This is a genomic window from Pantoea sp. S18, from assembly GCF_045689705.1.
GTDB lineage: Bacteria > Pseudomonadota > Gammaproteobacteria > Enterobacterales > Enterobacteriaceae > Pantoea > Pantoea symbiotica.
The window spans coordinates 1-15,245 of sequence record NZ_CP142688.1 but is presented as its reverse complement, the minus strand read 5'-3'; the positions used below and the strand labels follow the sequence as shown (position 1 = coordinate 15,245).

The 15,245-nt window shown below is 53.5% G+C and carries 14 protein-coding genes; 2 read left to right on the top strand and 12 right to left on the bottom strand.

The features are described from left to right. Nucleotides 1-160: 160 nt before the first annotated feature. From dgoD to VIJ98_RS00035, 8 genes are all read right to left on the bottom strand, one after another. On the bottom strand, nt 161-1,309 hold the full coding sequence (gene dgoD, locus VIJ98_RS00070; protein ID WP_007893527.1) for a galactonate dehydratase: 1,149 nt from the start codon (nt 1,307-1,309) through the stop codon (nt 161-163). Further along, nucleotides 1,306-1,923 carry a 2-dehydro-3-deoxy-6-phosphogalactonate aldolase gene (locus VIJ98_RS00065; RefSeq protein WP_154156948.1) on the bottom strand — a complete coding sequence of 206 codons (618 nt, stop codon included), beginning with the start codon at nt 1,921-1,923 and terminating at the stop codon, nt 1,306-1,308. The genes dgoD and VIJ98_RS00065 overlap by 4 nt, the downstream gene beginning before the upstream one ends. Next, nucleotides 1,907-2,785: a 2-dehydro-3-deoxygalactonokinase gene (locus tag VIJ98_RS00060; protein ID WP_323271819.1), complete on the bottom strand. Its 879-nt coding sequence runs from the start codon at nt 2,783-2,785 to the stop codon at nt 1,907-1,909. Before VIJ98_RS00060 ends, VIJ98_RS00065 begins: the two co-directional genes overlap by 17 nt. Then, the gene (locus VIJ98_RS00055; protein ID WP_008105291.1) at nt 2,782-3,480 is read right to left on the bottom strand and encodes a FadR/GntR family transcriptional regulator; all 699 of its coding nucleotides are present in this window, start codon (nt 3,478-3,480) and stop codon (nt 2,782-2,784) included. The genes VIJ98_RS00060 and VIJ98_RS00055 overlap by 4 nt, the downstream gene beginning before the upstream one ends. 259 nt (nt 3,481-3,739) lie before the next feature. Continuing rightward, nucleotides 3,740-4,549: a sugar-phosphatase gene (gene yidA, locus VIJ98_RS00050; protein ID WP_258144236.1), complete on the bottom strand. Its 810-nt coding sequence runs from the start codon at nt 4,547-4,549 to the stop codon at nt 3,740-3,742. Nucleotides 4,550-4,699: 150 nt separating this feature from the next. Then, nucleotides 4,700-5,014: a hypothetical protein gene (locus VIJ98_RS00045; protein ID WP_323271818.1), complete on the bottom strand. Its 315-nt coding sequence runs from the start codon at nt 5,012-5,014 to the stop codon at nt 4,700-4,702. Between the two features lie 67 nt (nt 5,015-5,081). After that, nucleotides 5,082-5,870, bottom strand: coding sequence for a molybdopterin-dependent oxidoreductase (locus VIJ98_RS00040; protein ID WP_154195015.1), 789 nt, complete (start codon nt 5,868-5,870; stop codon nt 5,082-5,084). 10 nt (nt 5,871-5,880) lie between these two features. Continuing rightward, nucleotides 5,881-6,486 carry a cytochrome b/b6 domain-containing protein gene (locus VIJ98_RS00035; RefSeq protein WP_091004243.1) on the bottom strand — a complete coding sequence of 202 codons (606 nt, stop codon included), beginning with the start codon at nt 6,484-6,486 and terminating at the stop codon, nt 5,881-5,883. Between the two features lie 322 nt (nt 6,487-6,808). Here VIJ98_RS00035 and VIJ98_RS00030 point away from each other — a divergent pair, with 322 nt between their 5' ends. Both VIJ98_RS00030 and VIJ98_RS00025 read left to right on the top strand, forming a co-directional pair. After that, nucleotides 6,809-7,519, top strand: coding sequence for a response regulator transcription factor (locus VIJ98_RS00030; protein WP_008105296.1), 711 nt, complete (start codon nt 6,809-6,811; stop codon nt 7,517-7,519). 10 nt (nt 7,520-7,529) lie between these two features. Further along, entirely contained in the window at nt 7,530-9,002 is a 1,473-nt protein-coding gene (locus tag VIJ98_RS00025) for an ATP-binding protein (protein WP_154156981.1), read from the top strand. A 51-nt stretch (nt 9,003-9,053) separates the two neighbouring features. On the opposite strand, the gene gyrB is transcribed toward VIJ98_RS00025, so the two are convergent. The 4 genes from gyrB to dnaA all read right to left on the bottom strand — a co-directional run bounded on the left by gyrB (nt 9,054) and on the right by dnaA (nt 15,245). After that, entirely contained in the window at nt 9,054-11,462 is a 2,409-nt protein-coding gene (gene gyrB / locus VIJ98_RS00020) for a DNA topoisomerase (ATP-hydrolyzing) subunit B (RefSeq protein WP_008105298.1), read from the bottom strand. 17 nt (nt 11,463-11,479) lie between these two features. After that, nucleotides 11,480-12,565: a DNA replication/repair protein RecF gene (gene recF / locus VIJ98_RS00015; protein WP_008105299.1), complete on the bottom strand. Its 1,086-nt coding sequence runs from the start codon at nt 12,563-12,565 to the stop codon at nt 11,480-11,482. Between the two features lie 167 nt (nt 12,566-12,732). Further along, nucleotides 12,733-13,833, bottom strand: a complete 1,101-nt coding sequence (gene dnaN, locus VIJ98_RS00010) for a DNA polymerase III subunit beta (protein ID WP_008105300.1) — start codon at nt 13,831-13,833, stop codon at nt 12,733-12,735. Nucleotides 13,834-13,838: 5 nt separating this feature from the next. Further along, complete coding sequence (gene dnaA, locus VIJ98_RS00005) at nt 13,839-15,245, bottom strand: chromosomal replication initiator protein DnaA (protein ID WP_008105301.1); 1,407 nt, start codon at nt 15,243-15,245, stop codon at nt 13,839-13,841.

Sequence of the window (15,245 nt, the reverse complement as noted above, 5' to 3'; positions counted from 1 at the left end):
GCGCGACAGAGCACGCCCCGGCAAATGTAGGGTAGCGATATAAAAGGTAAAACCGCGTCAGCGGTAAATAAGCTGTGCCGGGAAACAGGCTGAGCGAAGCCCTATACCCTATTTTCCGGCATATAATTATCGAGATTTAATAAAATTTAATACGTATTAATTACCACTCGGCGACAGAACCATCCGGGAATCTCCATAAGGGATTACGCCAGTCAGGTGCATTTTTACTGCGTTCGATCACCAGCTCTTCGTTAATTTCCACGCCGAGGCCCGGTTTATTTAACGGATAGAAATGACCGTCATCCATTTTAAAATCGTCTTTATTGATCACGTAATCGAGCAATTCGGCGCCTTGATTATAGTGAATCCCCATGCTCTGCTCCTGGAACACTGCATTGCGTGAGACGAAGTCAACGTGCAGGCACGCGGCCAGCGCGATTGGGCCCAGCGGACAGTGTGGAGCCAGCGCCACATCGTAAGATTCGGCCATCGCAGCAATTTTGTAGCACTCGGTGATGCCGCCCGCGTGTGACAGATCCGGTTGCAGAATCGCCAGGCCACCCGCTTCCAGCACGCGTTTGAACTCAAAGCGCGAGAACATGCGTTCGCCAGCGGCGATGGGAATGTGAGTTTGCGCTGCCAGACGCGGATAATATTCCGCCTGCTCCGCCAGCACCGGCTCTTCAATAAACAGCGGGCGATAGGGTTCCAGCTCTTTGATCAGTACTTTTGCCATTGGCGCGCTAACGCGGCCGTGGAAATCGAGGCCAAACTCAATCTCTTTGCCAAAGGCTTCACGGATCTGCGCCACGGTATTCACCGCGTCATCGACTTTGCGCGCGTTATCGATAATGCCCATCTCTTCGCAGCCGTTGAGTTTGAAGGTATCAAAACCGATGGTGCGCAGTTTCTTGATGCCATCAATCACATCTGCGGGACGATCGCCGCCCACCCAGCTGTAGGCTTTGATGCTGTCACGCACTAAACCGCCGAGCAGTTGATATACCGGCACGCCGAGCGCTTTGCCTTTGATATCCCACAATGCCTGATCGATACCAGCGATGGCGCTCATCAGAATCGGGCCGCCGCGATAGAAGCCGCCGCGATACATCACCTGCCATAAATCGTTGATGCGCGCCGGATCCTGACCAATCAGGTATTCCGACAGCTCATGCACCGCCGCTTCTACGCTGCGCGCACGGCCTTCAATCACCGGTTCGCCCCAGCCAACGATGCCTTCGTCAGTTTCGATTTTCAGGAACATCCAGCGTGGCGGCAGGCGATAAGTGGTCAGTTTGGTAATTTTCATCGTACAGCGTCCTTATATGCAGCAATAAATGCGCGAGCCTGTTCCACAGTGCGCGACAGCGGCTGGCCGGCGCGATAGAGATCGCTGCCCAAGCCCGCGCCAATGCAGCCTGCGGCCATAAATTCATGCAGGTTTTCCGGCGTCACGCCGCCTACGGCAAACACCGGCACTTCCGGCGGCAGCACCGCTTTCAGCGCTTTGATGTAGCCCGGACCAAAGGCTGACGACGGAAAAATTTTCAGCGCCTGCGCACCTGCCTGTAAGGCGGTGAACGCTTCGGTCGCGGTGGCGCAACCGGCGGCAACAATCATCCCTTTGGCGACTGCCTGACGGATTACCGCAACATCGGTGTTTGGCGTGACGACTAATTTGCTGTTCAGCGTTGCCAGCTCATCGACCTGCGCCGGATTCAGCACCGTACCCGCGCCAATCAGCGCTTTATCGCCGAAGGTTTGCACCATCGCGCCGATGCTTTTCGCCCACTCCGGCGAGTTGAGCGGGATTTCAATCGCATCGAAACCCGCTTCAATCAGTGCTCCAACGTGCGCTTCGGCTTCATCCGGCGTGATGCCGCGCAGAATGGCGATCAGCGGGACTTTAGTTTGCCAGGACATTCGCAATACTCCTTATTCCATGCTGGAAAGCACGATCGCCTTCCAGCGTGACTGAATCCATGCCGATAAACTGCAGCGCCTGCTGATAACGTTGCGCCAGCGCGCTACCGGCAATAATGGTGATCGGTCGGCTGGTGGCGTTGGCCTGTTGCGTCATCAGCGCCACTTCGTGACCAATCAGCAAGCCTGAAAGAAAGTCACTGATATGGCGGCGATCGCGTGCGCCGAGCACGTGAGAAGCGCGGACTTCAAATAGGCGCGAGAGAATCGAAGCATCGTTGCTGCCGACTTGCACACCTTCGCGGAAAGCTGCCGCGTTCTCTTGCTGCTCGGGTAAACCCGCGCCAATCAGCGACTGTTTCAGCAGCAGATGATGCAGTTCACCGGTCATCACGGTGCGGAAATCCAGCACGCGATCCTGTTCCATCTGCACCCACTTGGCGTGCGTTCCTGGCATCACGTAGAGCGGCGCAGGTTGCAGTTCTAACGCGCCGAGCAGCTGCGTCTCTTCACCGCGCATAACGTTGTAGTTGTCAGCACGTTCGACACTCAATCCCGGCACGATCCACGCTTTATCCTCAACGCGCGTCATGCGGCAAGCGATTTCGCCCAGCGCCACCGGACAGGAGAGATACGGCACCGACAGCCAGCCGGCATTGCTGCCCACCATGCCCGCCATCACCACCGGCACGTCGTTGACTGGCCAACCGGCAGTGATGCTGGCAAACACTTCCGCTGGCGTACGATCGCCCAGGCGCGTGACGCCGGCTTCCGAACGACGCTCATCGATGCAAACGCCGGTTTGATAATGCCAGGCGCGCAGGTTGGTTGAGCCCCAATCAATCACGATATAGCTGGTCACATAATCTCCTTGAGTCGCGCCGTTGAGCTGGCAATCATCGCTTTCGCCGCCTGCTCAGCAGCATCGCCATCCTGATGACGAATGGCATCGAACAGTGCTTTGTGTTCGGCGAGCGTGCGCGGCATGTTGCCTTCGTCCGCCATGTAGGTTTGCGCGAACACCGCTTTTTGCAGCTGGCTAATCGCCACATTGAGCTGCTGCAGCACCGGATTGTGTACCGAATTCAGCACCGCTTCGTGATAGCGGATATCCGCTTCATTAAAGGCATCACGATTGAGGTGGTTAGCAACCATCTCGTTGTATGCCAGTTCAATCGCAGCCAGATCGCTTGAGGTGGCGCGTTCGGCTGACCAGCGCGCAATCTGCGGCTCGACCAGCACACGTACTTCGTTCATGGCGGCAATCAGACGCGGGTCCTGATCGTGCGCCAGCGCCCACTGCAATACGTCGCTATCGAGATAGTTCCAGTGATTGCGCGGCGTGACGAACGCGCCGCGATAGCGCTTCATCTCCATCAAACGTTTCGCCATCAGCGAGCGAAACACTTCGCGGATGATGTTGCGCGAGGTGCCGAAGCGCTCACACAGCTCAGCTTCGGCGGGTAACGCCGCGCCCGGTACAAATTTGCCGGCCACAATTTCTTCACCCAGCGTCAGGATGATGCGCTCTGTTTTGCTTAATTGTTCTTGCGTCATGATGTTCCATTCAGTGAAAGGCAGTTACGCATCAGATTACTGCTTTCGCGTAGCGAAGCCTAACGGCCGCCCTGACCTGCGCCGTCGATTGTAGTACCATTAAGTTAAGTTGTACTACAATATGGATCACAAAATAGACAATGCTTGTGTGATGATGTAATAAGGTCGCCACGAATGGCGACCCTACGATGGCTTGGTGAGGTTTGTAGGGTCGCCATTTGTGGCGACCAAAAAACAGCGTGAGGAGAATAAGAAGGGTTTACAGCACCAGCTCTTCAATGGCGTGCGCTACGCCGTCTTCCATATTGGTTTTGGTAATGAACTGTGCGATTTTCTTCACCGAATCAATGGCATTGCCCATTGCTACGCCGGTTCCTGCATACTCAATCATCGCCAGATCATTTTCCTGATCTCCAATTGCCATCACTTCTTCGCGCGCCAGGCCGAGCTTCTCAGCCAGCATTTTCACGCCTTGACCTTTATTCACGCGGGAATCGAGGATTTCGAGGTAGTAAGGCGCGCTTTTGAGAATGGTGTAGTTGTCGCGTGCCTGCTGCGGCAAGCGCTGAATGGCAGAATCCAGCAGATCGGGCTTATCGATCATCATCAGCTTAGGGAAACGCGTGGCGCGATCCATCTCCTCCACGGCACGATAGCGCACTGGAATGCCGGTCAGGCTCGCTTCGTGGATGGTGAATTCGCTAATGTCTTTGTTCGGCGTATAGAGGAAGGATTTGTCGAAGGCCTGGAAGTGGACGCCAAGGTCGCGCGCCAGCTGTTCGATATATAAATAGTCATCAAAACCCAGCGTGATTTCCGCGACGCACTCGCCATCATTAGCGCGATGCACCAGCGCACCGTTGTAGCTGATGCAGTATTGACCTTCATCAACCAGATTCAGCTCCATCAGATAGCGCTGAATGCCGACGAACGGACGGCCGGTAGTGAGCACCACCATCACACCTTTTTTATGTGCGCGCTCAATGGCCGATTTAACTGCAGGCGTGATCTCGTGCTGCGGATTGAGCAGCGTGCCGTCCATATCGATTGCAACCAGTTTTATAGCCATAACGTCCTCGTTGAGTCAGGGTTTTGATCAATGCTAGCGCGATTCAGCTCACATTGACCAGTTTCGCACCCGACTTCAGATTTTTTCCCCGTAAAGAAAAAGGCCATCACGAAAGTGATGGCCCGGCATACATGGAGTAAGAGGATGATCTTAGTGGCTCATGGCGTCTTTTTTCATGCCCATTTCATCTTTCTTCATGGCATCTTTTTTCATGCCCATTTCGTCTTTCTTCATGGCATCTTTCTTCATGCCCATCGCGTCTTTGTGCATGGCATCTTTCTTCATGCCCATTTCGTCTTTCTTCATGGCATCTTTCTTCATGCCCATCGCGTCTTTGTGCATGGCATCTTTCTTCATGCCCATTTCGTCTTTTTTCATGGCGTCTTTGCCCATGGTATCAGCCGCGTAAGCTACAGACATGGTCATCATTGAAGCGATAAAGGTTGCTACGATTACGTTTTTCATCGGGTGTTTCCTTACATTTCTAGGGTTTATAAAAGGTGTTGGCGCAATATGGCACCGAGTTAAGGGATCAGCTTCCGCCGAACCAGTTGTAGCCCTCGTCTTCCCAGTAACCACCGGTATAACGATTGGTTATTTCTATCACCTGAATATGCTTCGGATTTTTGTATCCCAGTTTGGTGGGAATACGGATCTTCATCGGATAACCATATTCAGGCGGTAGAATTCGTCCATCCCAGCTCAGCGCCATGATGGTTTGCGGATGCAGCGCCGATGCCATATCGATGCTGGTGTAATAATCATCCGCACACTTGAAGCTGACGTATTTGGCTGTGGTATCGGCGCCAATCAGCTTCAGGAAATCAGCAAAACGCACGCCACCCCAGCGACCAATTTCACTCCACCCTTCAACGCAGATATGGCGCGTTATCTGATCAACCTGCTGCATGTTGTAGAGCTCAGGCAGCGACCAGCTACGTTTATCATTCACCAACCCGGCAATCTCCAGACGCCACTGATCGCCATTGATCTGCGGGATATCTTCCTCACCGTAAAACGCGTTAAACGGAAAAGATTGCGAGATACGATCGGCGCTGTATTCCGGTGACAGATTGGCCGGATTAAACAGCCAGCTCTGCACACGATCGTTGAAGCGGGAAAATTTATTCAGCACGCTATCAACGTCCGGTTTATCACTGAGATCGCAGCCGGTTAACATCACTACGCCGCCGAGCGTTAAGCCCTGACGTAAAAAGCGGCGACGTGAGGATGAATCCAGTTTGCGTGCCAGTAACTGCTGCGCCTCTTTGACCAAGGCATCTGCATCGCTGGGCGAAAGATCAACATCAATTTTTTTCATTTCGCTCTCCTTAGCGTCCGCGCAACATTGCGAGCAGCGTTTTTGGTACCAGCGCCACCATCACAATATGTACCGCGACAAATCCCACCAGCGCTGACATAGCATAAAAGTGGATGTAACGTGCCGCTTCATAACCGCCCAGCAGGTCTCGTAACAGTCCAAACTGCACCGATTTCCACAGCACTAAGCCAGACAGCACCAGCAGCAGGCAAACCACCATCACAAACAGATAAGCGGCGCGCTGTACGTTGTTGTATTGACGTAAATCTGCATGGGCTAATTTGCCTTTCAGCGCGCTGAGTGCATCATGTAAGAATCCGCGCAAACTCAGCGGCAGAAACTTCTTACCGAAGCGACCGGTAAATAGGTTCATCGCCAGATAAACCACACCATTTGCGGCGAAAATCCACATCGCGGCGAAGTGCCATTGCAACGCACCACCCAACCAACCGCCGAGAGTAATCTCACCGGGAAAGCGAAAATCAAAGAGTGGAGAAGCGTTGTAAATGCGCCATCCGCTCAGCGTCATAATCACAATGGCCGCGGCATTCATCCAGTGACAAACGCGTAACCACCACGGATGGATCACGGCTGAACATTTTGATTTATCATCCATCTGCATCTCCATTTAACCGGTCCCATCAATCAATTCAGGCCGCATTCTGCCGTCATTCCGCCGAGCCGTATGACAAGAAATGTCTCAATAGACGCATGAGCTCATTCTCTGTTTACCTTCCATTTGGCTTGATAACGTCAGCCACTTTCCCCGGTGCAGACGCAATAATTTCCATCCATGTCTGACCTCAATCACTCATGTCTGGATGCTATTGTGTCCAATTGTTGTTCACCAAAGCCTCACGTCGAGTTAAACAAAATGTGAAAACTCTGAGGGGTTTTAAGCGGTAATATTGATTAAATTAGCGAAGCAGGAAGGGATGATGTCTGACGCAAAAAAAGTACTTATCGTCGAAGATGACAGCGGAATTGCCGACGTTCTGCGCTTAAACTTTCAGGATGAAGGCTATGATGTAACACATGCCGCAGACGGAAATCTCGCCGTTAAGCTTCTGGAATCTCAGCATTGGGACGCCTTAATTCTCGATCTGATGTTGCCTGGTATTGATGGTCTGGAAATCTGTCGCCGGGCACGCGCTATGAAGCGCTATACGCCGATCATTATGATCAGCGCACGCTCCAGTGAAGTTCATCGCGTGTTGGGTCTTGAGTTGGGTGCAGATGATTATCTGCCGAAGCCTTTTTCGGTGCTGGAATTGGTGGCGCGACTTAAAGCGCTATTTCGGCGTCAGGAAGCGATGAACTTAAATTCACGCATGGAGGCCGGCACCTTACAGCTGGGCGCATTAATGATTGATCCGGTGGCACGTGAAGTCTGGTTGGACAGTAAGCCGATCACCTTAACGCCTCGGGAATTCGATCTGCTCTATCACTTCGCCAAACATCCGGGAAAAGTGTTCTCCCGCCTCAACCTGCTTAATCAGGTTTGGGGCTATCAACATGATGGCTATGAACACACTGTGAATACACACATCAACCGCTTACGGTTAAAAATTGAAGATAATCCTGCTGAACCGCACTACATCCTTACGGTGTGGGGAAAAGGCTACAAATTCTCGCTACCTGCGAATTAGGTTAATAATGATGAAACGCCTGACACTCAGCCAACGCCTGGCGCTGGTTTTTGCTTCTTTGCTGTTACTTTGCACACTGCTGTCAGGTTGGATGCAGATTCGTATTAACGCGCAATATGGTAGCGCGGTGGTGCAGCGTTTGTCCGATGGATTGGCGCGTAGCATCGCCAGCCTCAATCCCAATATGATTGGTGAAAAAGGCGTTAATTTGCCGCTAATGAAGGCACTGTTTAGCGATTTGATGGTGCTCAATCCCAGCGTGGAAGTCTATTTGCTGGACTTGCAGGGCAACATTCTCGCCGATGCGGCGCCGCCAGGTCATATCAAACGCACCCATGTCAGCCTGAAGCCCATACAGGCGCAACTGAATGGCGCGACATCGCCGGTATACGGTGATGATCCGCGTAATCTCCAGGAAAATAAAGTATTTAGCGTGGCGCCGCTGGCGCGTAATGGTCAAACGGTGGGCTATCTGTATGTGATATTGCAGGGTGAGAATTATCACCAGCTGGCGCAGGAAGCACAGATTGATATTCTGATGCGCACGTCTTTCTGGTCATCTTTACTGGTGGTGTTATTTGGCCTGACGGCGGGCGCGGTGGCGTTTAGTTTGATCACGCGGCCTATGCGTCAGTTAACGCAGCGCGTTCGCCAACTTAACCGTGAAGACATGACCGAGATAAAACAACTGGCTGATCTCCCGCTGCCAAAACCTCATGAAAAAGATGAAGTGAGTTTGTTGCAAGGTGCCTTTGTCGGCATGGCGCGACGCGTCGCTTTTCAGTGGGAAAAGCTGGCTTATCAGGACCAGCTGCGCCGCGATTTTGTTGCCAATATCTCGCACGACCTGCGTACGCCGCTCACCACTTTGCATGGCTACCTCGAAACCCTGCTGTATAAATCGGACAGCCTGAAATCGGCCGAGAGTCAGCGTTATCTGCACATCGCGCTGTCGCAAAGCCAGAAAGTTAGCATGCTGGCGCAGCAGCTTTTTGAGCTGGCACAGCTGGAATATGGCGTGATCAAGCCTAATCGAGAGATGTTTAGCCTCTCGGAACTGACTTACGATGTGGTACAGAAGTTTGAGTTAATGGCCAGCACGCGCAATATCCGCTTTGTGGTGGATATGCCAGAGCAGCTGCCACAGGTGAACGCCGATGTATCGATGATCGATCGCGTGCTGACCAACCTGTTTGATAATGCGATCAAGCATACGCCGGAAGCGGGCACCATTGAGGTGACGTTACGCAGCGCCGATCGTGAGGTAGAAGTGAGTCTGAAAGATTCCGGGCCGGGCATTCCTGATAATTTACGCGCCACGCTGTTTGAACGTCCATCTGCGTTAACGCATGCCAGCACGCGTAAAAACAGCGGGGGTTTGGGGTTGATGGTGGTGCGCCGCATCCTGCAACTGCATGAGCGTGATATCCGTCTGGATGATCAAACATCGGGCGCTTGCTTCCGTTTCTCTGTCCCGCGCTGAAAACAAAAAACCCTTCCAGCTGGGAAGGGTTTTTACGTTTTGCCGTGTCGATTAGATATCGATGTTAGCGGCTTTCAGCGCATTCTCTTCAATGAAGGCGCGACGTGGTTCTACCGCATCGCCCATCAAGGTGGTGAACAGCTGATCGGCAGCAATCGCATCCTTGATGGTCACACGCAACATGCGGCGGCTATCGGGATCCATGGTGGTTTCCCACAGCTGCTCTGGGTTCATCTCACCCAAACCTTTATAACGCTGTACAGACAGACCGCGACGTGACTCTTTCACCAGCCATTCAATCGCCTGCTCGAAGCTGGTGACCGGCTGACGACGTTCGCCACGTTCGATATATGCATCTTCTTCGATCAGGCCACGCAGCTGTTCGCCTAGTGCACAGATTTTGCGGTATTCCGGTCCATCGATGAACTCGCTATCCAGCGGATAATCGGTATCCACGCCGTGCGTACGCACTCGCAGCACCGGTTCAAACAGGTTCTGCTCATGGTTAGCGCGGACGTGCGCAAGGTAGCTGCTGCCATGCGCTTCACGCTCGGTCAAATAGGCCACTAAACCGTCAATCCAGCCCTTCACGTCGGCTTCATTGCTGAGGTCGCTTAAGGTTGGATGGTAGATCAGGCCGCGTAGCAGAGCCGTAGGGAAACGGCGCTCCATACGTTTGATCATGCGCTGCGTGCCGTTGAAATCAGCCACCAGCGTTTCCAGCGGCTGGCCACCCAATGCCGGTGCGCTGGCGTTGGTGTGCAGCGTAGCGCCGTCGAGTGCGATAGAAATCTGATACTGATCCATCGCTTCATCGTCTTTAATGTACTGTTCTTGCTTGCCTTTTTTCACTTTATACAGTGGCGGCTGAGCAATGTAGACGTGACCACGTTCTACAATTTCTGGCATCTGACGGTAGAAGAAGGTCAACAGCAGCGTACGAATGTGCGAGCCGTCGACGTCCGCATCGGTCATGATGATGATGCTGTGATAACGCAATTTGTCCGGATTGTATTCATCACGGCCGATACCACAGCCCAGCGCGGTGATCAGCGTGGCAACTTCCTGCGAAGCGAGCATCTTGTCGAAACGCGCTTTCTCTACGTTGAGGATTTTACCTTTCAACGGCAGAATCGCCTGGTTCTTACGGTTACGGCCCTGTTTTGCTGAGCCGCCCGCTGAGTCCCCTTCCACAAGGTAGATTTCAGACAGCGCCGGATCGCGCTCCTGACAGTCGGCCAGTTTGCCTGGCAAGCCAGCCAAATCCAGCGCGCCTTTACGGCGAGTCATTTCACGTGCACGACGAGCTGCTTCACGCGCACGCGCCGCATCGATGATTTTACCGACCACAATTTTCGCGTCAGATGGGTTTTCCAGCAGGTATTCCGCCAGCAGTTCATTCATCTGCTGCTCAACCGCCGATTTCACTTCTGAAGAGACCAGCTTATCTTTGGTCTGAGAAGAGAATTTCGGATCCGGCACTTTCACGGAAACTACAGCAATCAGGCCTTCACGCGCATCGTCACCGGTCGCGCTGACTTTGGCTTTTTTGCTGTAGCCTTCTTTGTCCATGTAGGCGTTTAGCGTACGCGTCATTGCCGCACGGAAGCCGGCAAGATGCGTACCGCCGTCGCGCTGTGGAATGTTGTTGGTGAAACAGTAGATGTTTTCCTGGAAACCATCGTTCCACTGCAGCGCCACTTCCACGCCGATGCCATCTTTCTCAGTCGAGAAGTAGAACACCGTTGGATGAATTGGGGTTTTGTTCTTGTTGAGATACTCAACAAACGCCTTGATGCCACCTTCGTAGTGGAAGTGATCGTTCTTGCCGTCGCGCTTGTCTTCCAGACGAATTGAGACACCAGAGTTGAGGAACGACAGTTCACGCAGGCGTTTCGCCAGGATTTCGTACTCAAACTCAATCACGTTGGTGAAGGTTTCGTAGCTCGGCCAGAAGCGCACGCGAGTACCGGTTGCATCGGTATCACCCGATACTGCCAGCGGTGCCTGCGGCACGCCGTGCTGATAAACCTGCTGATGCACTTTGCCTTCACGGCGAATGGTCAGCTCCAGCTTCTGCGACAGGGCATTTACGACTGAAACGCCAACGCCGTGCAGACCACCGGAAACTTTATACGAGTTATCATCAAATTTACCGCCGGCGTGCAGGACGGTCATGATCACTTCAGCAGCAGAGACGCCCTCTTCCGGGTGAATGCCGGTAGGAATACCACGGCCATCATCTTGCACTGAGACAGAGTTATCTGCATGAATAGTAACGGTAATGTCACTACAGTGACCGGCGAGCGCTTCGTCGATTGCGTTATCCACGACTTCGAATACCATGTGATGCAGACCGGTGCCGTCATCCGTATCGCCGATGTACATGCCCGGGCGTTTGCGTACCGCATCAAGCCCTTTCAGGACTTTGATACTTGAGGAGTCATAAGAATTCGACATCAACGTTTCTCGCTCATTTAATCTTCAGGTTGAACCACTATTTTACCCTGTTCCACGCGGAACATCTTGCCCTTTTCATCACTCATGTCGATTACATGCTCGACACCAATGGCGCTGACAAATACTTGAGCCTGCGTGGCTTTTAGGCGTTCAGCTAACAGCCGACGACGGGTGTCATCCAGCTCTGAGGCAAAGTCATCAATCAAATACAAACAGCGTCTTCCGCTGCTGCGCGTCAGGTATTCGCCCTGCGCTAAGCGCAGCGCACACATCAGCAGTTTTAACTGGCCGCGTGAGAGTAAATCTTCCACCGGCGTGCCCTCGGCACGAATACGAAAATCGGCTTTATGCGGGCCGCTGGCGGTGTACGTGAGCGCGCGGTCGCGCTCGAAATTGCGCTCCAGCAGTTCGGCGTAATCGCTCTCTTTATCCCAGCCGCGCTGGAAAGAGAACGCCAACTCAAACTCCGGTAAAAACTGGCCGCAGGTGGCGATGATCTCGCGGGAAATCGCCGCGCTGTATTCGGCACGCCATTGGCTTATCTGCTCGGCCAGCGGCACCAGTTCCTGATCCCACGGACGAATCTGGCTGTAGCGCGAAACCTGACGCAGCGCCGCATTGCGCTGTTTTAGCAGACGACGCAAATTGCTCCAGGCATGGAAAAAACCGGGCGAGGCGTGAAAACAGCCCCAATCGATGTAGGCACGACGGTATTTTGGGCCGCCATTGAGCAGGGTAAAACCTTCCGGCGTAATCAGCTGCATCGGCAGCAGCTGCGCCAGCTCCGCCACTTTGTGACCATCGCTGCCATCAATTCGCACTTTGCTGTCGCCAGCACGATTCTTGGTCAAACCGACCGACAATTCACGTTCGCTGCCTTCGATGCGACCGTGCAGCACAAAGGCGTCCTGATCGTGACGAATCACTCGGCCAGCTTGCAAACTGCGAAACGCGCGACCGTGTCCCAGCGTGTAAATCGCCTCCAGCACGCTGGTTTTGCCGCTGCCGTTGGCACCGACAAGGAAATTAAAGCCCGGCGCCAAAGCCAGATCGGCCTGCTCGATGTTGCGAAAATCTTTAATCAGGAGGCGGGTTAAAGCCATAACGAATCCAGCGAGAAGGGGATTTTACCTAACATTTGAGATCCAGGCCGTCGGCGGCGCAGCCAGTCTGGTTACGGCCAGCGCGCAGAACTTGGGAGCATACTGAAGTATGTGACCAAGGGCGAGCACTGCCCGGGACCAGAATGGCAAGTAAGCCAGGCCGATATTTATAAACGCATTGGCATGACGACGTAGGCTGCAGCCGGACTGGCAACATCTTCAATCTGCACGCTTGAAACGCCATCAGTCAGCAGCAAACGCACGTTCTCGCACTTCAGCGCATTCAACACATCCAGCACATAGCTGACGTTGAAACCAATCTCCAGATCGGTGCCGTTGTAAGAAACATCCAGCATCTCTTCCGCTTCTTCCTGCTCTGGGTTGTTCGCTGTGATCTTGAGCTGATTTTCGGTGATATAGATTCGAACGCCGCGGAATTTCTCATTCGAGAGAATCGCCGCACGCGCAAACGCCTGCTTCAAAATATCACAGCCGGCTTCCAGCGCTTTGTCGGGGTTCTTCGGCAATACGCGGCGATAATCCGGGAAACGGCCATCAACCAGCTTCGACGTAAAGATGAAGTCACCCACATGTGCGCGGATATTGCTGCTACCGATTTGCACCTGCAATGGCGTTTCGCCGCCATCCAGCAAACGCATCAGCTCAATCACACCTTTACGCGGCACGATCACCGAATGGTTCGGCAGCGCCTGACCAATCGGCATTGAGCACACCGCAAGGCGGTGACCATCGGTGGCGACGGTACGCAGCTCTTCGCCTTCGGTTTCGAACAACATACCGTTGAGGTAATAACGCACATCCTGATGCGCCATTGAGAACTGCGTGGCTTCGATCAGGCGTTTCAGCGTCGCCTGTGGCAAGGTGAATTCCACCTCGCTTTGCCAGTCATCAAGATTCGGGAAGTCGCTGGCGGGCAACGTTGACAGCGAGAAACGGCTGCGGCCAGAGCGCACCAGCATTCTGTCACCTTCCAGCGTCAGGCTGATCTCAGCGCCTTCCGGCAAACCGCGGCAAATATCGAGGAATTTACGCGCGGGAACCGTGGTCGCGCCCGGCTCGTGCGGCTGCGTCAGCGCAACACGGGCTACCATTTCCATTTCCAGATCGGTACCGGTCAAGCGCAGCGAGCCTTCGCTAACCTGCAGCAGTAAATTTCCCAGGATCGGCAGCGTCGGGCGTCCGCCAAGTGGACCGCTAACCTGTTGCAGTGGCTTCAGTAACTGCTCACGTTCTACAATAAATTTCATATGCGTCAGGAAGATAGTGTTCGAATGAGGTTAGAGAAATCTTCTTTGATGTCGTGGCTCTCTTCACGCAGCTGCTCGATTTTACGACAAGCGTGAAGCACGGTGGTATGGTCGCGGCCACCAAACGCATCGCCAATCTCCGGCAAGCTGTGGTTGGTGAGCTCTTTCGCCATCGCCATCGCCATCTGGCGCGGACGCGCTACCGAACGCGAACGGCGTTTCGACAACAAATCCGCCACTTTAATTTTGTAATACTCGGCCACCGTTTTCTGAATATTATCAATAGTGACCAGCTTTTCCTGCAGCGCCAGCAGATCGCGCAGCGCTTCGCGCACGAAATCGATGGTAATGGCGCGGCCGGTAAAGTTCGCGTTGGCAATCACGCGGTTCAGCGCGCCTTCCAGCTCACGAACGTTGGAACGCAAACGCTTAGCAATAAAGAAGGCAACTTCACCCGGCAGGCGAATATCGTTTTCATCGGCTTTCTTCATCAGGATCGCGACGCGCGTCTCCAGCTCAGGCGGCTCGATCGCCACGGTTAATCCCCAGCCAAAACGTGATTTCAGACGATCTTCTACGCCGTTGATCTCTTTTGGATAGCGATCCGAGGTCAGGATGATCTGTTGATTGCCTTCCAGCAGCGCGTTAAAGGTATGGAAGAACTCTTCCTGCGAGCGCTCTTTATTGGCAAAGAATTGAATGTCATCGATCAGCAGCGCATCAACCGAGCGGTAGTAACGCTTAAACTCTTCGATGGCGTTGTTCTGCAAGGCTTTAACCATGTCCTGCACAAAACGCTCAGAGTGCATGTACACCACTTTGGCATTGGGCTTGCGCGCAATAATGCCGTTACCCACCGCGTGCAACAGGTGAGTTTTACCCAGGCCGGTGCCGCCATAAAGGAACAGTGGGTTATAAGCGCCGCCAGGATTATCCGCCACCTGACGTGCCGCCGCGCGCGCCAGCTGGTTCGATTTACCTTCAACGAAGTTGTCGAAGTTATGACGGTTATTCACATTGGAGCGGTAAGTGACATCCGCCGGCGCAGGCACCGAATCCCAGCTTGGACGCAGGATTTGCGTCGGCGCGGGACGATTTTCAATCGGTGCAGGTGCGCTGTAACTGGACGTGGCCATCGCCGGTTGGCTGGTTGTCACCTGTGCGGCAGGACGCGTGCCGACTTCGAAACGCAGTAACGGCACATTTGCACCGCAGAATTCGTTCAGCAGCCCATTGATACTATTGAGATATTTATCTCTAACCCAGTCGAGTACAAACCGATTTGGTGCATACAAGGTCAGCGTATTGTCGTTCAATTCAGCTTGCAGCGGACGAATCCACATGCTGAATTCGGTGGCAGGAAGCTCATCCTGCAAACGGGCAAGACACTGTTGCCAAAGCGTAAGTGACAC